At 68.2% G+C, this 25,745-nt stretch carries 21 protein-coding genes and 1 riboswitch; of the genes, 11 read left to right on the top strand and 10 right to left on the bottom strand.

Annotated elements, in window-relative coordinates; translation table 11 throughout:
* Nucleotides 1-20 precede the first annotated feature (20 nt).
* Together AC5P9F_RS12925 and AC5P9F_RS12920 are read right to left on the bottom strand one after the other, a co-directional pair.
* The gene (locus AC5P9F_RS12925; RefSeq protein ID WP_274850036.1) at nt 21-2,615 is read right to left on the bottom strand and encodes a M14 family zinc carboxypeptidase; all 2,595 of its coding nucleotides are present in this window, start codon (nt 2,613-2,615) and stop codon (nt 21-23) included.
* Nucleotides 2,616-2,689: 74 nt separating this feature from the next.
* Complete coding sequence (locus AC5P9F_RS12920; RefSeq protein WP_024957081.1) at nt 2,690-5,329, bottom strand: TonB-dependent receptor plug domain-containing protein; 2,640 nt, start codon at nt 5,327-5,329, stop codon at nt 2,690-2,692.
* Between the two features lie 192 nt (nt 5,330-5,521).
* Here AC5P9F_RS12920 and queD point away from each other — a divergent pair, with 192 nt between their 5' ends.
* Both queD and AC5P9F_RS12910 read left to right on the top strand, forming a co-directional pair.
* Nucleotides 5,522-5,884 carry a 6-carboxytetrahydropterin synthase QueD gene (gene queD / locus AC5P9F_RS12915; protein WP_005407953.1) on the top strand — a complete coding sequence of 121 codons (363 nt, stop codon included), beginning with the start codon at nt 5,522-5,524 and terminating at the stop codon, nt 5,882-5,884.
* A gap of 117 nt (nt 5,885-6,001) precedes the next feature.
* Nucleotides 6,002-6,349 (top strand): phasin family protein, encoded by a 348-nt coding sequence (locus AC5P9F_RS12910; protein ID WP_005407952.1) that lies wholly within the window; start codon nt 6,002-6,004, stop codon nt 6,347-6,349.
* Between the two features lie 773 nt (nt 6,350-7,122).
* Here the strand turns inward: AC5P9F_RS12910 and asnB are convergent.
* On the bottom strand, nt 7,123-9,024 hold the full coding sequence (gene asnB / locus AC5P9F_RS12905) for an asparagine synthase (glutamine-hydrolyzing) (protein ID WP_043033911.1): 1,902 nt from the start codon (nt 9,022-9,024) through the stop codon (nt 7,123-7,125).
* A 350-nt stretch (nt 9,025-9,374) separates the two neighbouring features.
* Between asnB and AC5P9F_RS12900 the strand changes: the two genes are divergently transcribed.
* A complete protein-coding gene (locus AC5P9F_RS12900; protein WP_005407950.1) occupies nt 9,375-10,064 on the top strand; it encodes a winged helix-turn-helix domain-containing protein in 690 nt (229 codons plus the stop codon).
* Nucleotides 10,061-11,407 (top strand): ATP-binding protein, encoded by a 1,347-nt coding sequence (locus AC5P9F_RS12895; RefSeq protein WP_043033912.1) that lies wholly within the window; start codon nt 10,061-10,063, stop codon nt 11,405-11,407. The genes AC5P9F_RS12900 and AC5P9F_RS12895 overlap by 4 nt, the downstream gene beginning before the upstream one ends.
* Here AC5P9F_RS12895 and AC5P9F_RS12890 read toward each other — a convergent pair.
* Both AC5P9F_RS12890 and AC5P9F_RS12885 read right to left on the bottom strand, forming a co-directional pair.
* Nucleotides 11,404-12,873: a sensor histidine kinase gene (locus tag AC5P9F_RS12890; protein ID WP_308679880.1), complete on the bottom strand. Its 1,470-nt coding sequence runs from the start codon at nt 12,871-12,873 to the stop codon at nt 11,404-11,406. The genes AC5P9F_RS12895 and AC5P9F_RS12890 overlap by 4 nt on opposite strands.
* Nucleotides 12,870-13,589, bottom strand: coding sequence for a response regulator transcription factor (locus tag AC5P9F_RS12885; protein ID WP_005407947.1), 720 nt, complete (start codon nt 13,587-13,589; stop codon nt 12,870-12,872). The genes AC5P9F_RS12890 and AC5P9F_RS12885 overlap by 4 nt, the downstream gene beginning before the upstream one ends.
* A gap of 144 nt (nt 13,590-13,733) precedes the next feature.
* On the opposite strand from AC5P9F_RS12885, the gene msrB reads away from it, so the two are divergent.
* The 4 genes from msrB (at nt 13,734) to AC5P9F_RS12865 (ending at nt 18,534) form a co-directional block, all read left to right on the top strand.
* The gene (gene msrB, locus AC5P9F_RS12880; RefSeq protein ID WP_005407946.1) at nt 13,734-14,309 is read left to right on the top strand and encodes a peptide-methionine (R)-S-oxide reductase MsrB; all 576 of its coding nucleotides are present in this window, start codon (nt 13,734-13,736) and stop codon (nt 14,307-14,309) included.
* A gap of 2 nt (nt 14,310-14,311) precedes the next feature.
* Nucleotides 14,312-16,078: a cytochrome c biogenesis protein DipZ gene (locus AC5P9F_RS12875; protein WP_100438831.1), complete on the top strand. Its 1,767-nt coding sequence runs from the start codon at nt 14,312-14,314 to the stop codon at nt 16,076-16,078.
* 14 nt (nt 16,079-16,092) lie between these two features.
* Nucleotides 16,093-16,830: a peptide-methionine (S)-S-oxide reductase MsrA gene (gene msrA, locus AC5P9F_RS12870; RefSeq protein ID WP_099561304.1), complete on the top strand. Its 738-nt coding sequence runs from the start codon at nt 16,093-16,095 to the stop codon at nt 16,828-16,830.
* Between the two features lie 255 nt (nt 16,831-17,085).
* A complete protein-coding gene (locus AC5P9F_RS12865) occupies nt 17,086-18,534 on the top strand; it encodes an aminotransferase-like domain-containing protein (protein ID WP_044569479.1) in 1,449 nt (482 codons plus the stop codon).
* 75 nt (nt 18,535-18,609) lie between these two features.
* On the opposite strand, the gene bioD is transcribed toward AC5P9F_RS12865, so the two are convergent.
* Complete coding sequence (gene bioD / locus AC5P9F_RS12860) at nt 18,610-19,293, bottom strand: dethiobiotin synthase (protein WP_012479040.1); 684 nt, start codon at nt 19,291-19,293, stop codon at nt 18,610-18,612.
* A gap of 68 nt (nt 19,294-19,361) precedes the next feature.
* Between bioD and AC5P9F_RS12855 the strand changes: the two genes are divergently transcribed.
* Both AC5P9F_RS12855 and AC5P9F_RS12850 read left to right on the top strand, forming a co-directional pair.
* Nucleotides 19,362-19,844, top strand: coding sequence for a GAF domain-containing protein (locus tag AC5P9F_RS12855; protein WP_005407940.1), 483 nt, complete (start codon nt 19,362-19,364; stop codon nt 19,842-19,844).
* Nucleotides 19,841-20,203 (top strand): TfoX/Sxy family protein, encoded by a 363-nt coding sequence (locus AC5P9F_RS12850; RefSeq protein ID WP_012479039.1) that lies wholly within the window; start codon nt 19,841-19,843, stop codon nt 20,201-20,203. The genes AC5P9F_RS12855 and AC5P9F_RS12850 overlap by 4 nt, the downstream gene beginning before the upstream one ends.
* A 91-nt stretch (nt 20,204-20,294) precedes the next feature.
* On the opposite strand, the gene AC5P9F_RS12845 is transcribed toward AC5P9F_RS12850, so the two are convergent.
* Complete coding sequence (locus AC5P9F_RS12845) at nt 20,295-20,873, bottom strand: histidine phosphatase family protein (protein ID WP_005407938.1); 579 nt, start codon at nt 20,871-20,873, stop codon at nt 20,295-20,297.
* A 143-nt stretch (nt 20,874-21,016) separates the two neighbouring features.
* Nucleotides 21,017-21,239, top strand: a riboswitch (cobalamin riboswitch).
* A 115-nt stretch (nt 21,240-21,354) separates the two neighbouring features.
* Here AC5P9F_RS12845 and btuB point away from each other — a divergent pair.
* A complete protein-coding gene (gene btuB, locus AC5P9F_RS12840; RefSeq protein WP_012479038.1) occupies nt 21,355-23,196 on the top strand; it encodes a TonB-dependent vitamin B12 receptor in 1,842 nt (613 codons plus the stop codon).
* A gap of 100 nt (nt 23,197-23,296) precedes the next feature.
* Here btuB and gph read toward each other — a convergent pair whose 3' ends face one another.
* From gph to AC5P9F_RS12825, 3 genes are all read right to left on the bottom strand, one after another.
* Nucleotides 23,297-23,953, bottom strand: a complete 657-nt coding sequence (gene gph / locus AC5P9F_RS12835) for a phosphoglycolate phosphatase (RefSeq protein WP_024957092.1) — start codon at nt 23,951-23,953, stop codon at nt 23,297-23,299.
* Between the two features lie 65 nt (nt 23,954-24,018).
* A complete protein-coding gene (locus AC5P9F_RS12830; protein WP_012479036.1) occupies nt 24,019-24,810 on the bottom strand; it encodes a class I SAM-dependent methyltransferase in 792 nt (263 codons plus the stop codon).
* Nucleotides 24,807-25,736: a LysR family transcriptional regulator gene (locus tag AC5P9F_RS12825; protein WP_012479035.1), complete on the bottom strand. Its 930-nt coding sequence runs from the start codon at nt 25,734-25,736 to the stop codon at nt 24,807-24,809. Before AC5P9F_RS12825 ends, AC5P9F_RS12830 begins: the two co-directional genes overlap by 4 nt.
* Nucleotides 25,737-25,745: the final 9 nt, after the last annotated feature.

Raw genomic sequence — 25,745 nt, 5'->3', positions numbered from 1 at the left:
GAAACTCGGCGCCAAACACCTCAACCCCGCGCTTTCGCCGGATTCACCAGATTCCCGAAGAAGATCGCGTTGATCAGCAGTCGGTCCGTTCCGTGCCAGTACTTGCGGTGTGCCGGGTCATCGGCAAACAGCACCACGTTGCCCTGCCCCTGCGCCGACACCAGCAGCCATGCACTGCCTGCCACCCGCGTGCGGTTACGCTCGGACAGGTAGCCGTTCACCCGCGGCGGCGTGTCGATGCGCACCACCGTGGAGAACGGGTTCGCGCTCGGCTGCAGCGTCCCCGTGTTCTCCTTGTTGATCGCCAGCTGCCGGCGCGGCACGCCGAATGCCAGCGGATGGCTGGTATCCACGTCGGCACTGAGAATGTTGCCGCTGACCCGCTCGATCGCGGCAATGTCGCGCTGATCGCCGAACGCACGGCGGCTTTCGTCAGCAGCGTCTTCTTCCTTGCCGAGCTTTTCGCCGTCGGCCAGCTTCTGCTCGATCGCCCACTTCGAGGCACTGCCGTAGGTCACCAGTGAACCTCCGGCCTGCACCCAGCGCTTCAGTGCAGCCACCGCCGTGGCATCGACGCCCGTGTAGGTGCCACCGGACAGCACGATCGTGGTGTAGCGGTCCAGCGGTACCTTGCCCAGCTGCTGCGGATCCAGCTTGCTGGCTGGCAACTGCAGCTGCTGGTCGAGCAGGAACCACGCCGATCCGATTTCGGTGGCGGCCACGCCCTCGCCCATCACCAGTGCCACCGCAGGCTTGCGCAGCGCCTTGACGCCGTCACTGCCGAGGTCGATGCCTTCGCGGCTCCGGCCGCTGGACAGCGCGTGGACCTGTACGCCCGCCTCGCGCGCGGCCGATGTCACTGTCTCGAGCAGCGCCGCGCCCTGCAGCGATTGCCCGGCAACCGGAATGACCAGGCTGCCGGCGGCGAAGCTGATGTCGCCCTGCGCGGTCGCGGTGGTGAACGGCTGGAATGCCGCGCGTGCATTCACGCCCTTGCCCTGCAGCGCGGCCAGCACGCGCCCGGCGTTGTAGTTGCGCCAGTCGATGGCGTAGGCGAATCCGGCCTCGCCGCCCAGTACCGCGCCCTGCTCCACCGGCAGCGCGGCCACGCGTGCGCCGCCTTCGATACGGCTGCGGCTGCCCGCAAAGGCCACGCCGTAGGCCGGTGCGATCGCATAGCTGGTGCTGCCGTAGAACACATCACCCTTGATCGGCGGCGTCTCGGCAAAGATCGAATGCACCAGGCGGAACTGCGCCTGCTGCACCGGCATCACGTAGGCGCTGCCGGCATCGAAGCGCTGCCCATCGACAGTGACTGCACGGTCCAGTGCGCGCACCTCGATCCGGTGCAGCAGCAGCAGTTCCAGCAGGCGACGGGTCAGGGCCGGGTCATGCGCATCGCCGAACACGAAGCTCTTCACCGGCTGCTGCGCAGCCTGCTTCAGCGCGCTCTGGAAGAACTGCTTCTGCAGGTCGAACAGGCCGCTGCGCTCGGCCACTGCGCCACGCACCGTGCCCAGCCCGGTGGCGACCTGGTTGCGGATGGTGAACGGGAACGTCAGCAGGCCATTCACCGATTCCTGCACGCGGCCGCGCGAGCTGGCCTGCTCGACGGTAACGCCGACAGCGCCATGGAAGTCCGGATAGGTGGAACCGTACACCGGCGAGAAGTTGTCGAAATTCTCGCCGGTGTAGTACAGCGACCCCAGCGCATCCAGCGCCTGCGCGTGGTACTTGGCGAGGGTCTTGTTGAATTCATACGACGCCGCCGGAATCAGCGGGCTGTGCATGCTCTTCGGCGAGGGCTCGAAGTAGTAGGTGCTGTCCTTGCCCATTTCGTGGAAGTCGATCTGCACGTTCGGGTACCACTGGTGGAACACCTCCACCTTCGGCCGTGAGTCCTGCTGGGTCAGGGCCAGCCAGTCGCGGTTGAGATCGGTGAAGTAGTGATTGGTACGACCCTGCGGGAACGGCTCGACGTGTTCCTTGTCGGCGGGGTCGGCAGAAGCTGGGTCGGACGCCCAGGCGTTGTGCCAGTTGGCAGCACGGTCACGACCATCCGGATTCTGCGCCGGATCGAACAGCACCACCGCCTGCTGCAGCCATTGCTGGGTTTCTGCGCTGCGGTTGGCCACCAGGTAGTACGCCGTCAGCATCGCTGCCTCGGCACTGGAGGTCTCGTTGCCGTGGACGCTGTTGCCCAGCCACACCACCACCGGGCTGTCACCGGCGGCGCTGCGCGGCTGCGCCGGATCGGCCAGGGTCGCGTGCTGCTGGCGGATCTGTTCCAGCCGCGCATGATTACCTGCAGCGGTGACGGTGGCGATCAACAGCGGGCGGCCTTCATAGCTGCGGCCGATCTCGCGCACGCTGATCTTGTCCGAGCGTTTCGCCAGTTCCTGGAAGTATGCCACCAGCTGGTCGTGCCGGGTGTAACGGCTGCCGATCGGGTAGCCGAGGAACTGCTCCGGCGTCGGCACCGCTGCATCGAACGCCGCCGCGTTGGTGACCTGCGGAAAGAAGTACGCGCTCTGTGCCTGCGCCGGCTGCGGCGAGGACAGTGCGGTGGCGGCGGCAAGCAGCAACGGAAGAACGGCACGGCGATGCAAGGACACGGTGACTCCCCTGGAACACAACGGCAGACGATCGCGCGGCCGGTCCCCTCAGGTGACCGGCCGCGGCGGATGGATCAGAAGCGGTAATCGAAGCCCAGCGTGAAGTAGCGGCCACGCAGGTCGTACTGGCTGAAGTCGTACGGCGCGCGGATGCCCGGGAACGAGGCGTCGTACGGCGGCGTCTTGTCGGCCAGGTTCTGCACCTTGGCATACACGGTCAGCTTGTCGATGCCGGTGTAGGCCAGGTACAGGTCGTACTGGCTGTAGCTGCCGACGCGCTGCTGCACGGCTTTGGCGGCGGTGCTGGCCTCCTGGCGGTAGCTGCTGGTGTAGTACCAGGTCACGGCTGCGTTGAAATCACCGTACTTCCAGTCCAGCGTGGTGGTGGCCTTGTCCTTGGGCAGGGTCGCGCCCAGGTTGCTGCCGGCGTAGTCGACCAGCGGCCCACCGACCACGGTCGGGCGACGGTAGTCGCGCACGTGGGTGTAGGCCGAGGACACGGTGAAGTCACCCAGTGCCGCGGTCGGGATGCGCTGGCGCAGCTCGACATCGATGCCCGAGGTCTTCAGCTCGCTCAGGTTCTGGTAGCGGTTGTAGACCGCCTGCAGCTTGCCGCGCTCATCGCGCTGCACGGCGCCGGCCACGTTGTCGTTGACCAGGGTCTGGGTGTTGTTGGTGCCGACCAGGTTGTCCAGCTGGATGCGGTAGTAGTCCACGCTCAGGTTGGTGTTGGCCCACGGCGACAGCACCACACCGAAGTTGACGCTCCTGGTGCGCTCCGGCTTCAGTTCGTTGTTGCCGACGGTGAAGAAGGTGGGGTTCTGGCGCGAGCCCGGCACGTCCGGATCACGCGGGTCGACCACGCTGCCGTAGGCGATGCTGGTGCTGTTGGAGTTTTCCGACAGTGACGGTGCCCGGAAGCCCTTGGACGCCGAGGCGCGCACCAGCAGGACGTCGAGCGGCTGCCAGCGCAGGCCGATCTTCGGCGAGAACGCATCGCCGAAGTCGTCGTAATGGTCGGCACGCGCAGCGGCGGACAGCTCCAGCGTCGAGGCCAGCGGCACGTTCACTTCGGCGTAGGCGGCACTGACCTGGCGCTTGCCGTGTACTTCAGCAATGGCCGGGCGCACCTGCAGGCCGGCATCGATCTGCCACGGATTGTTGGAGTCGAGCTTTTCGCGGCGCCACTCGGCACCCGCAGCGAAGCCGATCTCGCCGGCCCAGGTATGGCCCAGGCTGCCGGAAATCTTCGCATCGATACCCTGCAGCTTGGATTCGGCCGGACGCAGCGTGGCGATGTTGATCGAATCGCGCACCGACTGCGGCGTGGCCGCCGGGTTGAGCAGGTTGTAGCTGCCCGTGGCCAGCGCGTCGGCCAGCGCCCAGCGGTTGGCGAAGCCACCGGACACGCTCTCGCGCTCGCTGCTGCGTGCACCGAACGCGGCCACTTCCCAGTCCCACGACGCGGTGGTGCCACGCAGGCCGAACACGCCGCGGTAGGCAGTGGAACGGTTGGTCTTGATCGTGCCGCCCAGGTCGAAGAAGGTGTACTCGATCGGGATCGCGCGGCCGTACGGGTTGTACGGATTGTTGGCCGGCAGCAGCGACGACACCGGCTCTGCCAGGCCGCTATTCGCGTTCAGTGCGAAGCGGCCGCTCTCCAGGGTGAAGAACGGGCTGCTGCCGAACCACGCGGCACTCTTGATCTGGCTGTACAGCACTTCGCCGAACGCTTCGACGTTGTCGTTCAGGCGGAAGGTACCGTTGGCGTAGGCCTGGTAGCGCTTGGTCGAGGGGATCAGCGTGGTGAACGGTGCCTGGTTGAAGCCGCAGGTGTCGCCGGCCAGGCCGTCGATCGGTGCGCTGGCGACGCGGGTGGTGCCGGTCGGGCAGTTACCGTTGGCATCGAGCATCGGCACCGAGACGCCGTTGACCAGGTAGCGCGCGCCCTTGGCCGACCAGCCGTTCCAGCGGCCACCCGGCTTGTCGGTGTAGATGCCGCTCCTGGTCAGGTTGCGCTCGTCCTGGTCCAGGCGCTCACGGTTGTACCCCTGCAGGCTGAAGAGGATGTTGTAGCCATCGGTGTCGAGATCACCGAGGCCGCCGACGAACTTCAGGTTCTGCTCGTGCAGGCCGCCCTGGTCGGCACCGCCGAAGCTGCCGCCGATCTCGGCGCCTTCGAAGTTCTGCCGGGTGATGATGTTGACCACGCCGGCCACGGCGTCGGAGCCGTACACCGCCGAGGCGCCGTCCTTGAGCACCTCAATGCGCTCGACCGCGACCAGCGGCAGCGCATTGAGATCGACGAAGGTGTCGGACAGACCGCCGGCCGGGAAGCCGTAGTTGGCCAGGCGACGGCCGTTGAGCAGCACCAGCGTGTTTTTCTGCGACAGGCCACGCAGGCCGATGCCCGCCGAGCCGGACGCCCAACCATTGTTGGTGGTTTCGTTGCTGGCGTTGCCGGTGTTGGCCGAGATCGAACGCAGTACATCGGCCACGGTGGCCTTGCCGGTCTGTTCCAACTGTTGGCGGCCGATCACCTGCACCGGGTTGGAGGCCTCGGTATCGGTGCGCTTGATGTTGGAACCGGTGACGCGCACGGCGGCCAGGGTACTGGCTTCGCCACTGGCATCGGCGGAGGTTTCGGCGGCGGCGGACAAAGGCGCGGCCAGAGCGACGGCCAGGGCCGCCACGAGCAGGGTGTGCTTGGGCATGACGATGTGGGGGAGGTGGAAAGGGCGACGTAGTTCCGCAGTAGTCCATGCCTGGCCGGGATCCGGCCAATAACATCTCTTCATACGGATATAAGAGAAACTATCATCTCTTCATCCGGATGGAAAGAGTTACTTCACGAAAGCCCAACATCCGCTCAGGATGGCCGGCCACCTGCGGCGTACAATCGCGCCATGGAAATCTTCAAAGTCTTCATGCTCGAGGCGGCGCACCGCCTCCCCAACGTGCCGCCGGGGCACAAGTGCGCGCGCCTGCATGGCCACTCGTTCCGGGTGGAACTGAAGGTCGAGGGCGAGCCGGGGGCGCAGACCGGCTGGATCATGGATTTCGGCGACGTGAAGGCGGCCTTCCAGCCGATCTACGACCGCCTGGACCATCACTACCTCAATGACATCCCCGGCCTGGAGAACCCGACCAGCGAGAACCTGGCGGTGTGGATCTGGAACGAACTCAAGCCCAGCCTGCCGGCGCTGAGCGAGATCACCGTGCACGAAACCTGCACCTCCGGCTGCCGCTACCGCGGCCCGACGGCCTGATCAACCCATTGATCTGAAAGGTGTTTCAAAGGCGCCTGGGGCGCCTTTGTTATTTTTGTTGCATTGCCGCATCAACGGCGTATGCTGCAATGCATCAAGCCACTCCCTGATGCCCCCATGGCCGCCGCCTTCAGCGATCGCTTCAGTGATGCCACCCGCCAGCTCGCAGCCGCAGCAACCCGCGCGAACCGGTTGGCGTTGGAGAACGCGGAAAGCATGTTCGGCGTGCAGCTGAAGGCGATGGAGCGCAACCTGACCGCGACCGGCGGCTGGTTGGGGGAACTGGCCCGTAGTGACGACACGGCCGGGATGCTCAACAAGGGCGCACAGCTGTGGCAGGACAACCTGCAGCGGCTGGGCCAGGCCCAGCAGGACGTGGTCGGTCTCGGCCTGCAGGCCGGCAAGGCCTGGTCCGAACTGGTGCAGGGCTACAACGAATCAACGGCGGACGCGAACAACCACTGACGCGACGCAACGCTCATTGCGTGGGTCCCTCCCCCCACGCAATCCGGACCCGGCAGATCCCTCCCTCTGCCGGGTCTTTTTTTTGCCTGGCGTCTGCATTGAAGAGCGCTTCCTCGTCTGGATTCGCCGCGAACTGAAGGGCCCCGCCGGGACAGGCAGGGGCCTGGGCAAATGTCCCCCGGCGCCGGCCGTTGGCCGTCACCTCCTCCTTTACTTTGCCCAAACCCCTGCCCGCCCCGACGAGGCTCGGCGTGCGGTGAGGAAAGCGCAGCACGCGCGGCCGCCTTTCAAGGAAGCGCCGACAAACTCCGAACGCCGGGCGGATGCCCTTGCGTACGAAGTAAAGGGGGAGGTGACGGCCAACGGCCGGCGCCGGAGGACATTCGTACGCAAGGGCATCCGCCCGGCGCCACGCAGAATGAATCCGCCACACGCGTGTCTTCGTCCCGATTCCCCGCGAACTGACGGGCCCCGCCGAGACAAGCAGGGGCCTGGGCAAATGTCCCCCGGCGCCGGCCGTTGGCCGTCCCCTCCTCCTTTACTTTGCCCAACCCCCTGCCCGCCCCGACGAGGCTCGGCTTGCGGTGGGTAAGGCTGCGAACAATCTGCCTTCAATGAGGCGCCGACGAACTCCGAACGCAGGGCGGATGCCCTTGCGTACGAAGTAAAGGGGGAGGTGACGGCCAACGGCCGGCGCCGGAGGACATTCGTACGCAAGGGCATCCGCCCGGCGCCACGCAGATTGAACCCGCCGCACGCGATGCAGGAACGGCTCAGCGCCCGCGAGCACCGTGCCAGTGCTGGTGCCACGCCTGGAACATCAGCACGTTCCACAGGTGCGTGTGCCACTTGCGTTCGCCACGCAGGAACGCTTCCCAGATGCCGCGCACGCGTGCCGCATCGAAGCAGCCCTGGTTGCGCAGCAGCTGCGGGTCCAGCAGTGCCTCCGCCCAGTCGCGCAGCGGGCCCGCCAACCAGCGCGCCATCGGCGGTCCGAAGCCGCGCTTGGGGCGATACACCAGCGGCTCGGGCAGGTAGCGCGCGAGCAGGTGCTTGAGGATCCGCTTGTGCTCCCCATCGTGGTACTTCAGGTGCTGCGGCAGGCGCCAGGCCAACCGCACCACCTCCATGTCCAGCAGCGGCGCGCGCGTCTCCACGCCCGCCGCCATGCCCGCACGATCGACCTTGGCGAGGATGCCCTCCGCCAGATCCATGCGGAAATCCAGCAGCTGGATGCGGGCCTCGGCCGGCAGCGCCGTGTCCTGCTGCTGGAAGATCGTCATCGGCTCGCGTGCACCCAGCACCACCTGCGCCGGCTGCCGCCAGCGCGTCACGCGCTGCAGGTAGTGACCTTCCACGTCGTTGGCGGCGACTTCCGCCACCAGTGCGCGCCAGCCGCCCAGGCGGCCGCGCTCGACATTCATGCGGTTGCCGCTGCGCCGCGCCAGATCACGCACCCAGTCCGGCAGGCCACCGCACAGGCGCGCATTGCGCAGCGCGCGGCCATAGCTGGGGTGGCCGAAGAACAGTTCATCGCCACCGTCGCCGGTGAGGGCCACCGGCTTGCGCGCGCCCAGCAGTTCACTGGCCAGCAGGGTCGGCAGCTGCGAGGCATCGGCGAACGGTTCGCACCAGACCTGCGGCAGCCGCTGCAGCAGATCCAGGCCCTGACGCGCATCCATGCGGTGCAGGTGGTGTTGCACGCCCAGATGCCGCGCGACCTGCGAGGCCCAATCGCTCTCGTCATGGCCGGGATCGTCGAAGCCAACCGTCCACGCTTCGATCGGAAGCGTCGACTGTGCCTGCATCATCGCCGTCACCAGCGAGGAATCGGTGCCGCCGGACAGGAACGCACCGCAGGCCAGCGGGGAATGCATGCGTGCGGCGATGGCCTTCTGCAACGCAGTTTCCAGCTGGTCGGTCGCCTGCTCCAGGCTCGGCGCCGGCAGCAGCGGTTCCTGCAGTGCGCTCTGCATCGCATCGCGTGCGCACCAGTAGCGTGAACCACCCTGTGCGGCCTGGCTGGAGCCGCCAGCCGCATGGTCATTCAGATCGATGCGCAGCATCGCGCCTGCCACCAGCTTGTGGATGCCACGGTAGATGGTGTGCGGTGCCGGCACGTAGTCATGGCGCAGCAGCAGGCTCAGCGCATCCTGGTCGATGCTCGGGGCGAAACCGGCAAAGGCCTGGAGTGCCTTCATTTCCGAGGCGAACAGGAACCGGCCCTGGTACCAGCCGTAGTACAGCGGCCGCTCGCCAACCGGGTCGCGGGCCAGCCACAGTTCGCGCGACTCGCGGTCCCATACGCTGAAACCGAACGCGCCCTCGATGCGGGAAAGCGCCCGTTCCACGCCCCATTCGATGATCGCCTGCAGCAGCAGCCGCGCATCGCTGCAGCTGCGTGGCAGATCGCGCAGCTGCGACTGCAGGTCGGCCCGGTTGTACAACCGGCCATCCAGGCACAGCACGTAACGGCCACAGTCCGAACTCAGGGGCTGCAACGGCGTATCGGTTGGCGCCCGGCAGTGGCCCAGCGCCAGGCCGGCCTCGGCATCGGTCCAGTAGCCGATGCGCCCCCGGCCGCGCTGCTGCAGGGCGCGCAGCATTGGCGCCAGCTGCTGCAGCAGGTGTTCGTCCTCGGCGGGCGGCAGCCAGGCCCCGACCACGCCGCTCATCGGGCACCTCCGCAGCGGCAGCGGCGGGACGGGTTCAGCAGGCAGGCGGCGGCGGGCGACATGGGAGCGACACGCGGAGCGGAGGAGACTCCATGCTCGGCCCGCCCCCGGCCCTGCGTCAGTCGCATTGCTGTCAGCGATGGTCACCGTGCGTATCACGAAGGTAACGTTTTGTAACAGCATCAGGCTATGCTGGACGCCAAGTTGTTGCCAGGCCTGAGGCCCGGCCCGTGCGCCAGCAACCCCGGCTGAATGGCGCCCGCCCCCGGGACCCGGGCGGCCCGAAGGCTGGGATAGCATCGCCGCGCTCGTGCCGTGGCGGTACGTGTGCGTCCACGGAGGCCTTGAAAATGCTGGATATCGTACTGGTCGAAGACGATGCCCGCCTGGGTACGATGGTCAGCGACTATCTGCAGCGGCATGGCTACCAGGTGGCCCACGAGCGCAGCGGTGAGCGTGCGGTGGCCCGGATCCTGGCCGACAAGCCCGCCCTGGTCCTGCTCGATGTCGGCCTGCCCGACCAGGATGGTTTCGAAGTGTGTCGGCAGATCCGCCCCCACTATGACGGCATCATCTGCGTGCTGACCGCCCGCACCGACAACATCGACCAGGTGCTGGGACTGGAACTGGGCGCCGATGATTACATCGGCAAGCCGATCGAACCACGGGTGCTGCTGGCCCGCCTGCGCGCCCACCTGCGCCGCCACCGCCGGGTCGAACCACGCGACGGCAGCCTCCGCTTCGGCGAGCTGAGCATCGACCCGTCCACCCGCAACGTGCACCTGCAGGGCGCGCTGCTGGAGCTCACCACTGCCGAGTTCGACCTGCTGTTCCTGCTGGCCAGCAATGCCGGCCAGATCCTGGACCGCGATGCGCTGCTGCGCGGCCTGCGCGGGATCGCCTTCGACGGCCTGGACCGTTCGATCGATGCACGCATCTCGCGCCTGCGCCGCAAGCTGGGCGACAACCCTGAACAACCGGAGCGGATCAAGACCGTGCGTGGCCGCGGCTACCTGTTCAGCCGCTCGGCATGGGGATGAAGCGCACGCCCTCGGCGATGCGCGGCCACGCCTTCCACTTCCTGCGCTACGGCATCGGCTTCCTGGTCGCCCACCTGCTACTGATCGTGCTGGGCCTGTGGGCCTGGGATGCGCTGCTGGAAGACCGCACCGAAGCCGGACTGCTGGCCGAGATGCGCGGTACCCATGCCCTGCTGCAGCACCGCTTCGCCGAAACCCCGCGCGAGCAGTGGCCGACGCTGGCGCGCGAACTGGACGCCGACTTCGCCTATGCCCTGCGCATGGTGCCGTTGGCAGAGGCGATGAAGGCGCTGCCGGCCAGCCAGCGCCCCCCCTTCAGCAACGGCCGGGTGCAGATCGACCTGGAGCACATGCGCAGCCTGCAGCGGATCGGCGACAGCGACTACGCGGTGATGCTCGGGCCGTTGGACGAAGCGCTGCCTGACGAGGGCTGGCAGGACAGCGAAGTGTCAGGCGTGGCGATCCTGCTGCTGATCCTGATGGTGGCCGTGGCGCTGCCGATGTACGTGATGGTCTACCGCCTGTGGCGCGACGTCTCGCAGCTGGCCCAGGCCGCCCGGCAGATGCGCGACGGCCAGCTGGATACCCGCGCGCCGCGCGCCGGAACCGCGCTGGTGCGGCCGCTGGCCAATGCCTTCAATCACATGGCCGAGCAGCTGCAGCAGCTGCTGGAAAGCCAGCGCGTGCTGGCCCAGGCGGTGGCGCACGAAGTCCGCACGCCGCTGGCGCGGATGCGTTTCGGCCTGGCCGACCTGGAGGACACCGCGCTGGACGAGATCCAGCGTGATGCCTTGGGCGGCCTGCGCACTGATGTCGATCGGCTGCAGCACCTCACCGATGCCGGCGTCGAGTACGCCGCGCTCGGCCGCTGCCATCAGCTGACCCGCCAGCGCCTGCAGCTGGCGGCACTGGTACGTGGCGTGGTGGCCCAGTTCGCACCGCTGCCGATGCCGGTACAGCAGGTGCTGTCGCCGGCGGGCCTGGTCAACGTCAACCGGCACATGCTGGAACTGGCACTGCGCAACCTGCTCGGCAATGCCCTGCGCTATGCGCGGCGGCAGATCCGTATCGCCAGCACGGTCAACGACGGCTGGCTGTGCCTGCAGGTGGAGGACGATGGCCCCGGCATCGCACCCGAACTGCGCGGCCAGGTGCTGCAACCCTATGTGCGGCTGGATCCGGGTAGCCCCGGTTTCGGCCTCGGACTGGCGCTGGTGCAGGTGGTGGCCGACAAGCATGGCGGCCAGGTCGAAGTAACCGATTCGGAGCTGGGTGGTGCCTGCATCCGACTGCACCTGCCGTTGGAAAGCGGCGCTGCCGTGGAGTGCGATGCGGCCTGCTAGACCGCTGGTTCCGCACGCGGCAACGCAAACGCGAACAACGCGCCGCGCTCGCTGTCACGCAGTTCGATGCGACGGCCGTGCAACTGCACGATGCGCTGCACGATCAGCAGGCCCAACCCGCCGTTCTCTCCACGTCGCGCGCCCAGCGCGGCCGGTGCCTGGAACAGCTGCGTGCGCAGTGCAGGGGCAACACCAGGTCCATCATCGGCCACGCTCACCTCCACGCTGTCCGGCGTCGCGCGCAGGCACACCTCGATCCGCCCACCGTCGGGCGCATGCCGCAGCGCGTTGTCGAGCAGGTTGGTCAGCACCCGCTCGACCAGGCCCAGATCGGCGCGCACCAGCGGCAGGCCGGGCGGGAAGTCCGCGTGCAGGTACTGGTTGCGAGCCTGCGCCGCCAGCTCGAATTTCTGCAGCACGTCCTGCAGCAGCTCCGGCAATGCGAACACCTCCCACTCCAGGCGCACTTCGCCATGTTCCAGCCGCGCCAGCTCGAACAGCGCACGCGCCAGCCGGCCAACCTTGGCGCTCTGCGCCAGCGCGATACCGAGGTAGCGGCGGCGCTCGTCCGGCGACAGCGTGGCGTCTTTCAGCGCCAGCGTTTCCAGATAGCCGTGCAGCGATGACAACGGCGTGCGCAGGTCGTGCGAGATGTTGGCGACCAGCTCGCGGCGCTGCAGGTCCTGCTGGCGCAGCTGCTGCCACTGCTCGCCCAGCCGCTGCGCCATCTGCGCGTGTGCGTGTTCGAGGATCACCAGCTCGTCGCGCTCACCGGGACGCAGCGGCTCCGGCGGCGGCAACGGCGTGGGTGCGTCGATGTCGAAGGCCTGGATGCGCCGGGTCAGCCGCCGCAGCGGGCGCGTCACCCAGTAGAAGGCCACCAGCCCGGCCAGCAGGCCCAGGCTGCCGACCAGCATCACCGACCACAGCGTGGTGTTCCACTGGCTGCCGGCGGCAAGGTCGTCGGACAGCATCTGACGGTGTTCGCCGACCAGCACCACGTACACATAACCGGCCTGGCGACCCTGCACGATCAGCGGCGCGGCACTGAACACCTTGCGGCCGTCCGTGCTGCGCGGGTCATCGCCCAGGATCGGCAACGGCGCACCGGCCAGCAGCCGGCGCAGCGGTGCCACGTCCACCCGGTTGCGCACCAGATGGCCTGTCGGCGCATCGTGGCCGAGGATGCGGCCCTGGTCGTCCAGCAGGTAGACCTCGACGCTGGGGTTGACCGCCATCAGCTGGCCGAACAGCGCGCGCACGGCGGCATCACGCATGCCGCTGGTGTCCATCAGTTCGCTGCGCTGGGCAATGTGCTTGGCCAGGCCCAGCGACAACCGCTGCACCACTTCCTGCTCGTGGCGGGTGTTGGCGCGCATCTGCAGCGCCAGCAATGCCATGCAGCACATCAGCATCAGCGCAGCGATCACCGCCGCCAGCTTCTGCCACAGGTTCGGCTTGATCATGCCGCCGCCCCGGCAGGATCGACCAGCTTGTAGCCACGGCCCCACACCGTCAGCAACCGCCGTGGATTGGCCGGGTCCGGCTCGATCTTGCTGCGCAGGCGATTGATGTGGGTGTTGACCGTGTGCTCGTAGCCATCGTGCTGGTAGCCCCAGACCTGGTTGAGCAGTTCCATGCGCGCGAACACCTGGTCCGGATGACGGGCGAAGAACAGCAGCAGGTCGAACTCGCGCGGGGTCAGCTCCAGTGCGTTGCCATCCACTGAGGCGGTACGCGCGACCGGGTCCAGCTGCAGGCCGCCCAGCTCGATCGCGCCGGCATCGATGCGCGCGCTCTGCGCCATCGCCTCGGCCCGGCGCAGCAATGCGCGCACCCGTGCCACCAGTTCCGGCATCGAGAAGGGCTTGGCCAGGTAATCATCCGCCCCCAGTTCCAGGCCGACGATGCGCTGCGTTTCGCTGCCTCGCGCGCTGATGATGATGATCGGCACATAGCGCGCCATCGCGCGTGCACGCTGGCACACCTGCAAGCCGTCCACGCCGGGCAGCATCACGTCCAGCACCAGCGCATCCCATGGCCCTTCCTGCTCGAGCAGGCGCAGGCCGGCATCGCCGCTGGCGGCATGGGCGACGTCGTAGCCCTCATCGCCCAGATGCATGCGCAGCAGGTCGGCGATGTGGGCATCGTCTTCAACGATCAGCACGCGTTTGGTGGACATCGGCAGCTCGGGGCCAGTGGGGAGGCTGGCTGCATTGTGGCGCGGGATGGACGCCGATACCTCACGAAAAATTGAATCCTGCGTGAGGATTCGTTGACCCGGGCGGGCGCAGCATGGCCCCGTCGCCCCTTCCCGGAGTCCGCCATGTCCCTTACCCGACGCCATCTGCTGGGCCTGGGCGGTGTTGCCACCGCCGCCGGCCTGCTCGGCCTGGGGGCCTGCAGCCGTGCCGCCCCGGCCGCCGCTGAAGCGCGCCCGTCGCGACAGTTCGAGGTCATGCGCAGCGATGCCGACTGGCGCCAGCGCCTGACCCCGGCGCAGTACGCAGTGCTGCGCCAGCAGGCGACCGAGCGCCCGTACAGCAGCCCGCTCAACAAGGAACACCGGCAGGGCACGTTTGCCTGCGCCGGCTGTGCGCTGCCGCTGTTCTCCTCCTCCACCAAGTTCGAGAGCGGCACCGGCTGGCCCAGCTTCTGGGCGCCGCTGCACAACGCCATCGGCGAAGACCGCGACGTCACCTTCGGCATGCTGCGGGTGGAGGTGCACTGCCGCCGCTGCGGTGGCCACCTCGGCCATGTGTTCAACGACGGGCCTCGCCCAACCGGACTTCGCTACTGCATGAACGGCGCGGCGATGGTGTTCGTTCCCGGTGCCGCTGAGGGCGGTACTGCCGATGGCTGGCGGGTGCCGGTCGGTTCTTCCCCTGCTTCCGGAGCCTGACGATGCTGCTGTTGCTGCTTGCCTACCTGGGGGGCGCGCTGACCCTGCTCAGTCCCTGCATCCTGCCGGTGCTGCCGTTCGTGTTCGCGCGTGCCGACCGCCCCTTCCTGCGCAGCACGCTGCCGCTGCTGCTGGGCATGGCACTCACCTTCACCGTGGTCGCCAGCCTGGCTGCGGTGGGCAGCCAATGGGTGGCACAGGCCAACCAGGTCGGACGCTGGATCGCCCTGCTGCTGATGGCGCTGTTCGCACTGGCATTGCTCTGGCCACGACTGGCCGACCACCTGCTGGCGCCGTTCCAGCGCGTGGGTGCCCGCTTGAGCGCGCGTGCCGATGCGGCCGACGCAGCGGGGCGTGGCGGTGCGTGGACCTCGCTGCTGATCGGCATCGCCACCGGCCTGCTGTGGGCACCCTGCGCCGGGCCGATCCTCGGCCTGGTGCTGACCGGTGCCGCGCTGCACGGGGCCAGCGCCGGCACCAGCACGCTGCTGCTGGCCTACGCGCTGGGCGCAATTACCGCACTGGCGCTGGCGGTATGGGTAGGTGGCCGCGTGTTCCGCGCGCTGCAGGCGCGGCTCGGCCTCGGCGATGTGCTGCGCAAGGTACTGGGCGTGGCCGCACTGCTGGCGGTGGTGGCGATCGGCCTGGGCTGGGATACCGGCCTGCTGACCCGGCTGTCTACGGTCAGCACCGCGCGCATCGAGCAGGGCCTGCTGGATGCCGTTCCCGGTGCGCAGCCGGCAGCACCGTCGATGATGATGGCGGGCCCCGATGCGAATGCCAATGCACCGCTGCCAGTGGAAGGCACCCTGCCCGCGCTGGATGGTGCCACCGGCTGGCTCAACAGCCCACCGCTGACGGCCCAGCAGTTGCGCGGCAAGGTGGTACTGGTCGATTTCTGGACGTACTCCTGCATCAACTGCCTGCGCGCGATGCCGTTCGTGCACGAATGGGAACGCCGCTACCGCTACCACGGCCTGGTAGTGGTCGGCGTGCACACGCCGGAGTTCGCCTTCGAGCGTGACCCGCGCAACGTCATGAAGGCGGTGCAGCAGCTGAAGGTTGAGTACCCGGTGGCGCTGGACAACCAGTACACGATCTGGCGCGCGTTCAACAACCGCTACTGGCCGGCGCAGTACTTCGTCGATGCGCAGGGCAACATCCGCGGCCACCAGTTCGGCGAGGGCAACTATGCGCGCTCGGAACAGGTGATCCGTCGCTTGCTGACCGAGGCCGGCCAGACGAACCTGCCGCCGCCGGCCGATCCGGCCGCCGCCGATCTGAAGGGCGTGGCTGCGCAGGCCGACATGGGCAATCTGCGCTCGCCGGAAACCTATCTGGGCCACGCCCGTGCCGAGCAGTTCGCCTCGCCCGGTGGGCAGCGCAGCGACACCGCGTTCGACTACACGTTGCCGGCCAGCCTGGCGTTGAACCAGTGGGGCCTGTCCGGACGCTGGACCGTTACCGACGAGGCTGCGCAGCTGCAGCAGGCCGGTGGCCGCATCGCCTTCCAGTTCCATGCGCGCGACCTGCACCTGGTGCTGGCACCGGGCCAGGAAGGAAAGCCGGTGCGCTTCCGCGTCCTGCTGGATGGCAAGCCATTGCCCGCCACCGATGCCGGCACTGATGTCGGCGCCGATGGCAGCGGCGTGGTCGACGAGCACCGCCTCTACCAGCTGGTGCGCCAACGCGGCACGGTCAGCCCGCACCGCTTCGAGATCGAATTCCTCGATGCGGGCGTGCAGGCCTATGCCTTCACCTTCGGTTGAACCGGGAGGACACGATGAAATTCTCCTTTGAACAGGGCATTGCCGCTGGCGTTGCCGGACTGGTGGCCACGGCACTCATCGCCGGCGTGCTGCTCGTTGACCATGGCGCCATCGCGGCACCGGTCGAAGCCAGCGCGCAGACCGGCGCGCTGCCAGCACCCAGCGGCGATGCCGCGTTCCGCGATGACGCCACCCACGCCAGCGTGGTGTTCGCCGGCGGTTGCTTCTGGGGCGTGCAGGGCGTGTTCCAGCATGTCAAAGGCGTGAGTAATGCGGTGTCCGGCTACATCGGTGGCAGCGCTGCCAATGCCCGCTATGAGCGGGTCAGCAGCGGTCAGACCGGTCATGCCGAAGCGGTGAAGGTCGACTACGACCCACGCCAGGTCAGCTATGGGCAGTTGATGCAGGTGTTCTTCTCGGTGGTGCACGACCCGACCCAGCTCAACCGTCAGGGGCCCGACCACGGCAGCCAGTACCGGTCGGCGATCTTCACTGACGACGCCCGCCAGCAGGCGGCCAGCCGCGCCTACATCGCCCAGCTCGGCCAGGCCGGCAGCTTCCGCGCGCCGATCGTCACCCAGCTGGTCAGCGGCCAGCGCTTCTACCCGGCCGAGAGCTACCACCAGAATTACATGACCAACTACCCGCAGGCCGCCTACATCCGCTACTACGACGCGCCAAAGCTGGCCGCGCTGGGCAGGCAGTTCCCGGGGCTGTACCGGCGCGATGCGGTGCTGGTGCCGATGCGCTGACGGCATTTCCATGGGGCCGGCTGGCGCTCGGTGACGCTCCTGCCAATGCGGTAACGCCCCGGGTAGTGCCGGCCGCTGGCCGGCTCCTGCGGTTCCAGGGATTGCCGGCCAGCGGCCGGCACTACCAAAAAAAGACGCACGGCCATCCAGCCGTGCGCTTGGAAAGTACCGGCCGTGCCCCGATCAGGCCCGGCCGACAACGACATGCTAGGCTCGCCGTCATCATGGGTACAGCACCAGATGGCGGGAAACTCGATGGATACAGATGATCAGAGCGCAATGATCCCCCCCCGCTACCAACGGCTGTCCGACGAACTGGCCGAGGCCATCCATGGCGGCCGGCTTCCGGTAGGCAGCCGCCTGCCTTCGCTGCGGCAGATGGCCCTGCAGCGCCGGCTCAGCCTGAACACGGTGATCGCCGCCTACCGCCAGCTGGAAGACGCTGGTCTGGTCATTCCGCGGCCCAAGGCCGGCTTCGAGGTCGCGCCGCGGCTGTCGGTGCCGGAACGTTCGCTGCGCGACACACCGTCTGCGCCCACCGCGCCGCTGCAGCAGGTACTGATGGCCCGCGTGCTGGAAGCACAGCGCCGCCCCGGCGTGATCGACCTGGCCTTTGCCGGCCCGCGCGGTCGCCAGTTCTACCCCGGAGCGCAGCTGGCCAAGCACACGGCGCAGGTACTGCGCCATGGCCAGCAGACCGTGGAAACCTACGCTCGCCCCAACGGCTCGCCACGGCTGCTGGCGCAGATCGTGCGCCGCGGCCCGCGCATGGGCCTGCATACCCACAGCGAACGCCTGCTGCTGACCCACGGTGCGATGGAAGGGCTGCAGCTGGCGCTACGCGCGGTCACCCAGCCCGGTAATGCGGTCGGCATCGAGGCGCCGTCCTACTTCAACCTCTACCCGTTGCTGGCCAACCTCGGCCTGCAGGCCATCGAACTGCCCACCCATCCGCAGCTCGGCCTGGATGTGGATGCGCTGGACGCGCTGCTGGAGCACACGCCGCTGGCCGCACTGGTGGTGATGCCGACCGTGCACAACCCGCTCGGCTGCACCATGCCGACCGCCGCCAAGCAACGCCTGGCCGAACTGGTCAACGCACGCCAGCTGCCGCTGATCGAAGATGCGGTGTATGCCGAGCTGCAGTTCTGCGAACCGCCGGCACCGCTCCTGAAGGCCTTCGATCGCGATGGCTGGGTGATGGTGGTCGGCGGCTTTTCCAAGACGCTGGCGCCGGATTACCGCATCGGCTGGCTCGATGGCGGCCGCTTCGCCGAGCGCATCGCGCTGCTGAAATTCCAGTCCACCGGCGGCGAGCCGCAGCTGCTTGGCGACGCGGTGGCGGCGTATCTGGAGGCCGGCAGCTACGAGCACCACCTGCATCGCATGCGCCGGCTGTACCGCGAACAGGTGGGACGGCTGCGCCAGCTGGTGGCCGAGCACTTCCCGGCCGGCACCCGCGCCACCGAACCGCAGGGTGGCTTCCTGCTGTGGCTGGAACTGCCGGGCGTGGACACGCGCGAGCTGTTCGAGCGAGCGCTGCAGGAGGACATCGTGTTCATGCCCGGCCAGGTCTATTCACGCGGCGCGCGGTATCGCCATTGCCTGCGGCTGTCGTGCTGCCAGACGCTGGATGCACGCTTCATCGGCGCGGTGGAGCGGTTGGGTGCGATCGCGCGGGAGCTGGCGGCCGCAGCACGGTAGTGCCGGGCGCTGGCCGGCAACTGCACGCAGGTGGATACATCGAGGTTGCCGGCCAGCGGCCGGCACTACCCCAGGTCAATCGAGCAGATGCGTGCTCAGGATCTGGCCATCCGCGCCCGGCAGATGTGGCAGCCGCCCCCAGCACGGCATCGGCAGGCGCTGCTGCAGCGTTGCGATGTTCTCATCCTGGCGCTGCATCGCCGGGTCGATGTGGTTGCCGATCCAGCCCAGGCACTCCACGCCGCTGGCCTGCAGCGACTGCGCGGTCAGACGCGCGTGGTTGACACAGCCCAGCCGCATGCCCACCACCAGCAACACCGGCAACCGCAATGCGCGCACCAGGTCGAGCTGGTCGAGCGTGGCCGAGACTGGTGCCAGCCAACCGCCAACACCCTCCACCACCACGACATCGGCCTGCGCACGCAGCCGCTCGAACGCTGCCACGATCGGCGCCAGCTCCACCTGCACGCCGTCCTCGGCAGCGGCCAGCTCCGGTGCCAGCGGCTGGCGCAACGCATACGGGTTCAGATCGGCATAGTCCGGTACCGGCCAGCTGGCCGCCTGCAGCGCCAATGCGTCTTCGTTGCGCAGGCCCCGGCCCAGGTCTTCGCTGCCGCTGGCCACCGGCTTCATCCCCACCGCACGCAGGCCACGCCGGCGCAGCACATGCAGCAGCGCGGTGCTGGCCGCGGTCTTGCCGATCTCGGTATCGGTACCGGTGACGAACAGGGCGGGCGGCAGCGTGGCGGGCATCGGCATCGACGGGCTCCAACAGGGCAACAGTGTGTGCATTATCGCTGGCCCGGCACGCTTGCTAGACTGCTGGCATGTTCGCAAATGCCTCGCTCACCGGCAGCAAGCCGGAACAATACGCCCAGCTGCTGGAACAGGCCCGTGGCCTGGTCTACGCCGAGTCCGACCGCATCGCCAACGCGGCCAACCTCTCGGCCCTGGTCTACCACGCCCTGCCCGACCTGAACTGGGTGGGCTTCTACCTGTACGACGGCAAGGAACTGGTGGTCGGCCCGTTCCAGGGCCTGCCGGCCTGCGTGCGCATCCCGCTGGACAAGGGCGTGTGCGGTGCTGCCGCCAGCCAGCGCGTGACCCAGCGCGTAGAGGACGTCGACGCCTTCCCCGGCCACATCGCCTGCGATTCGGCCTCGCGCTCGGAACTGGTGGTGCCGCTGCTGCGCGGCGATGAACTGATCGGCGTGTTCGACATCGACAGCCCGAAGGTCGGCCGCTTCGATGCCGACGACCAGGCTGGCCTGGAAGCCATCGCCCGCGTGTTCGTCGAGGCGCTGGGATGAGCGCACCGAAGCTGCGCAACATCGGCCCGAAAAGTGCGGCGTGGCTGCGCCAGGTCGGCCTGCGCAGCCGCGACGACCTGGTTGCGATCGGAGCCGTCGGCGCCTTCGTCAAGGTCAAGCGCGCCGGCTTCAAGCCCAGCCTGAACCTGCTGTACTCGCTGGAAGGCGCGTTGCTGGACTGCCATTGGCAGGAGCTGAGCGAGCCACAGCGTGAAGCACTGGTGCAGGATTACGAAGCACGCATCGCTGCGCATCCGCTGAAGGCAGCCGGCCCGGCGTCGGGCCCGGTGCATGAGCAGCGCTTCGATGCCGACGATGACGCTGAGGACAGCGTGCCCGGGGGCGCGGACGAGGATTGAGGCCTCCGCGTTCCTGGGGATGCCGGCCAGCGGCCGGCACTACCAGTGTGATGCGGGATCGGTAGCGCCGGGCCATGCCCGGCGAGTGCGCTCAGGGCTGCTGCAGCTCCAGCAGCTCACCCACCAGCCCGATCTCGCCGCGCTCCAGCCACACCCGCAGGCGCGTGCCGTGGTCGATACGCAGCGCCCAGCACAGCGACATCGGCAGGCCGCAGACCTGCGACAGCACCATGCGCAACGGGCCGCCATGGCTGACCACCAGCGTCGGCACCGGATCGTCATCATCGAGCAGGCGATCCAGCGCGCGCGCGATGCGTCGCTCGAAGTGGCCCCAGCTCTCGCCATTGGGCGGCGGGAACGCGTGCGGGTCGGCATGGAAGGCCGCCAGTGCATCCTCCGGCAAGTCGAACAGCGACCGCCCGTCCCAATCGCCGAAGTCCAGCTCTTCCCATTCCTCGTCCGCTTCCACGTCCAGCCCACGCGGCGTGGCCAGGGCCATCGCCGTATGCAGCGCGCGCAACCGCGGTGAACTGATCACCCGCTCCCAGCGCTGCCCGGCATAGGCCTCGACCAGCTCCTGCGGCAGCCCGGCCAGCTGCGGTGGGTCGCTGCGGCCATCAAGGAACTCGTCACGGCCATTGCCGGCATGGCGGACCAGGTCGAGGATCATGCGCGCGTCCCGGACGGGCGACGCAGGTACAGCGGAAAACGGGCGGACATCGGCAACGGCACCACGGGATCGAGCAACCATTCTAAAGGCACAGCAAAGGCAGTCGCGCAGGCGCGACGCAACGGGACGGCCTGCGATGCCGTAGACTGCGCGCACTTCCAGGTGACCTGCGGCCATGGCCGGCAGGTTGAAACGGGAAGCCGGTGACGCGTGATTCCACGCCAGGCCGGCGCTGCCCCCGCAACGGTAAGCACGTCAGTTCCAGGCAACACCGCCACTGTGCCGCAGGCATGGGAAGGCGCCTGGACGGTGGCCTCGCGCCACCCGGCGGCAAGCCCGGAGACCGGCCCGGAAGCCTCAGGTCGCGATGCGGTGGGCATGGCGCTGGATGACCGTGGCGTGCGCTGCGGCATCGGCGCACGCCTGCCTTCGCGGCTCCTCCCCTTCGCCACGCGGGCGTGCGTGGCACCCGGAGTCCCCCATGAAGCTGCAGTCCCGAATGCTGTCCCTGGCCGTGCTGGCCGCCCTGCCCGCGCTGGCCCAGGCCGCCAATGACACCACCGCGCTCGACCAGATCCTGGTCACTGCCACCCGCACCCCGATCGCCCTGCAGGACAGCATCGCGCCGGCGCAGGTGATCGACCGCGCCCAGATCGAATCCAGCCAGGCCACTTCGCTGCAGGAACTGCTGCGCGGTCGCGCCGGCATCAACCTGGCCAATGCCGGCGGCCTCGGCAAGCAGAGCTCGCTGTTCCTGCGCGGTACCAATTCCGGCCACACCGTAGTGCTGGTGGACGGCGTGCGCATCAACAGCGCCGACCTCGGCCTGGCCATGTACCAGGACCTGCCGCTGGCGCAGATCGAGCGCGTGGAAATCGTGCGCGGCCCGCAGTCGAGCCTGTACGGCGCCGACGCCATCGGTGGCGTGATCCAGATCTTCACCCGCCGCAACCAGGGTGATTTCGCCCCGCACTTCCAGCTTGGCGGTGGCAGCAACGGCCTGCGTGAAGCCAGCGGTGGCATTGGCGGCGGTACCGAACGCGGCTGGTTCGGTGCGGATATCGCCTACCAGCATTCCGACGGCATCGATGCCTGCCGCGGCTCGGCCACGCTGTTCGCCGGCTGCTTCGCCGACGAGCCCGACCGCGACGGTTACCGCAACCTGTCCAAGAGCCTGCGCGGTGGCTACACCTTCAACGACCAGTGGAACGTGGAAGGCAGCGCCCTGCGCGCCGACGGCAGGAACCATTACGACGGTTACTACAACTATTCGGAAACCCGCCAGCAGGTGCTGGCCGGCAAGGTGCGCTACACCCCGTCCGAGCGCCTGGCATTCACCGCCAACGTCGGCCGCAGTGACAACGAGTCGGACAACTTCGGCGACTTCGGTGCACGTGGCAGCGCACAGACCCACCGCGACAGCGCCTCCCTGCAGGGCGATTTCGGCGTGGCCGAGGGCCAGCTGCTGAGCGCAGGCGTGGACTGGAGCGAAGACAACCTGGATGGCAGCAGCGCGGGTTACCTGGTCGACAGCCGCCGCAACACCGGCGTGTTCGTGCAGTACCAGGGCCGCTTCGGCCGCCACCAGCTGCAGGCCAGCGCACGCAACGACGACAACCAGCAGTTCGGCAACCACGCCACCGGCAGCGTTGGCTGGGCGATGGAGCTGGGCCACGGCCTGCGCCTCAACGCCAGCTATGGCACGGCGTTCAAGGCACCGACCTTCAGCGATCTGTACGACCCGTGGAGCGGCGTGCCGACGTTGAAGCCGGAGAAATCCAAGAGTGCCAACCTGGGCGTTTCGCAGCAGGGCCAGGGCTGGCACTGGGGCCTGGATGTGTATGAAACCCGCATCGATGATCTGATCACCTACGATGCGGCGACCTTCAAGATGCAGCAGGTGGAGAAGGCCCGCATCCGCGGTGCCGAACTGACCGGCGGCGTGCTGCTGGCCGGCTTCGACATCAACGCGCAGCTGAGCTACACCGACCCGCGCAACCGCACCGGCGGCAGCACCCAGTTCGACAACTGGCTGCCACGCCGCGCGCAGCAGACCGCGCGCCTGGACATCGACCGTCGCTTCGGCGATTTCCGCGCAGGCCTGACCGTGCAGGGTGCCGGCAAGCGCTACGACGATGCCGCCAACGCGGTGAAGGTGGGCGGCTACGGCACGCTGGACCTGCGCGCTGAGTACGCACTGACGCCATCGTGGTCGCTGCTGGCACGTGCCGCCAACGTCTTCGACCGTCGCTACGAAACGGTGGCATGGTTCAACCAGCCCGGCCGCGAGTACCAGTTGAGCGTGCGTTACCAGCCGAAGTGAGCGCAACGTTCATGGTAGTGCCGGCCACTGGCCGGCAACATCATGACCTTCGGCAACGCATTCCGGGTTGCCGGCCAGCGGCCGGCACTACCCCTCTGCTTCAGCCCCGCAACCCCGGCAGTTCACGCAGGTCGTCGATCACCGCCACCGCATGCGCGGTGGCCAGGTCCAGGCCGCGCGGATAGCCGTAGCGCACCAGCGCGATCGGCATGCCGGCCTCTTCGGCGGCGCGGTAGTCGGTCAACGAATCACCCACCATCAGGCAGGACTCCACCGGCAGCCCGAAGTGCGCGGCGATGTGCCGCAGTGGCTCGCCACTGGGCTTGCGCTGCGGCAGCGAATCCCCCCCCAGTACCAGCGCGAATGCATCACCGATACCCAGGTGCTGCAGCAGCGGCGGCACCAGTGCTTCGGGCTTGTTGGTGCAGATCGCCAGCGGCACGTTGCGCGCACGCAGTTGCGCCAGCGCTTCGCCCACGCCGTCGAACAGTCGCGGGCTGCGCAGCAGGCACTCACGGTAGTGCACCATGAACACCGGCATCACCTCGGCCAGGTCCACCTCGCGGCCGGCGGCCTGCACCGCCTGTTCGACCAGACGACGCACACCGTCGCCGATCCAGCCCAGAACCGTGGCTTCCGGCACGCGCGCCAGGCCGATGTCTTCCAGCGTGCGGTTCAGTGCTTCGGCAATATCGGCAGCGCTGTCGACCAGCGTGCCATCGAGGTCGAACACGACCAGCGGATAGGGATACGACAAGGGAACGGCACCTGTGCGACGTGGGGCCGTCCATTGTACGCCGCTGGTTTTTGCACCGATCCGCCTCAGCCGATCCGGCGCGCGCGGGTAGCCAGGAAGGTGGGCAGATAGCGGTCGATCAGGAAGCGCGGCTGCGGCTGCCAGTCTTCCATGAAGCGATCGATGACGAAGCCGGCATCGAGCTGGCCACCGATCAGTTCGGTCAGGCTGTGGCCGAAGGTCAGCGCATCGCCCCGCGCCAGTTTCGCCTCGCGCTCGGCCGGTGGCAGGTCTTCCAGATCCGAATAGGGAATGGCGTACTGCGGTCGGATCAGGCCCTGTGCATCCAGCTGCGGATCGCGTGCACCGACGAACAGCACCGGGTTGTAGAAGCTGGCCATCAGCATGCCATCACGCGCCAGCACGCGGCGGCATTCGGTCCACACCGGCCGGACGTCGGGCACGTACAGGTTGGAGATCGGGTGGAACACCACATCGAAGCTGTCGTTGGCGAAGGCGTGCAGATCGCGCATGTCGCCCTGCACCGTGCGCAGTTGCAGGCCATCACGCGCCGCCACCTGACGATCCTGCTCGAGCTGGCCATCGGACAGATCGAACACGGTCACCTCCGCCCCGGCCGCCGCCAGCACCGGGGCCTGCTGGCCACCGCCCGAGGCCAGGCAGAGGATGCGGCGGCCGCGCACATCCCCCAGCCAGTCCAGCGGCAGGGCGCGAGGCGTCAGGTGCACCTGCCAACGTCCTTCGCGCGCGGCGGCAACGGTTGAACTTTCCACCGGGCGCGACCATTCGCGCACTTCACTGGCCTGGCGGTCCCAGGCAGCACGGTTGTGGTCGATCAAGGCCTGTCCGTGGTTCATGTGTTCTCCTTGCCCGGTGGGCGCCAATCCAGATCCTGGAAGGCCGGGCTGGCGAAACACTCGGCCAGGAAGTCCAGGAATCGCCGCATGATAGCGGGCTGCTGGCGCCGTGATGCGTACACGGCATGAATGCCGAGTTCGTCCAGACTGAACTCGGGCAACAACTCGATCAGCTCGCCACTGCGCAGCAGTGGCGCCACCTGGTAGGTCGGCAGCATCGCGATGCCGGCGCCCGCACGCACCGCTTCCAGCAACAGCGAGGCTTCGTTGGCGCTGATGTTGCCGCCCACCGCCACCGACAGCGAACGGCCATCGCGGTGCAGCTGCCACAGGCTCTTGCCCACGTAGTGATGGGTCAGGCAGTTGTGCGCGGCCAGGTGTTCCGGGGCGGTAGGCGTACCGCGCGCCTGCAGGTACGACGGCGTCGCGCACAGCACCGAGCGGCAGGTGGCCAGCCGTCGTGCGATCAGGCTGGGATCGATCTGGCGGGCGATGCGCACCGCAAGGTCCACCCGCTCTTCCACCAGGTTCACCATGCGGTCGACCAGCAGCAGCTCGATGCGCGCCGCCGGATGGCGTGCGACAAAAGCGGCCACCGCACGCGCCAGGTGGCTCTGCCCGAACGACACGCTGGCGGTCACCCGCAGCGTGCCATGCGGTTCGGGATCGTCGCTGGCCAGCTCGCCCTGCAGTTCCTCGCCGATGGCCAGCATCTGCCGGAAGCGCGCCAGCGCCGCCTCGCCCGGGCCGGTCAGGCTGACCCGGCGCGTGGTCCGGTGCAGCAGGCGCGCGCCCAGCCAAGCCTCGACCTCGGCCAGGTAGCGGCTGACCATCGCCCGCGACATGTCCAGCACCTCGGCGGCGGCGGTGAGGCTGCCGCGCTCGGCCACCTCGACGAATACGGTCATGGCGGTCAGTCGGTCCATATGCTCGAT

The organism is Stenotrophomonas sp. YJH_SMC_4 (assembly GCF_059371575.1).
Note: the sequence above shows the minus strand (reverse complement) of the source record. Positions and strands in the feature narration are given on the sequence as shown.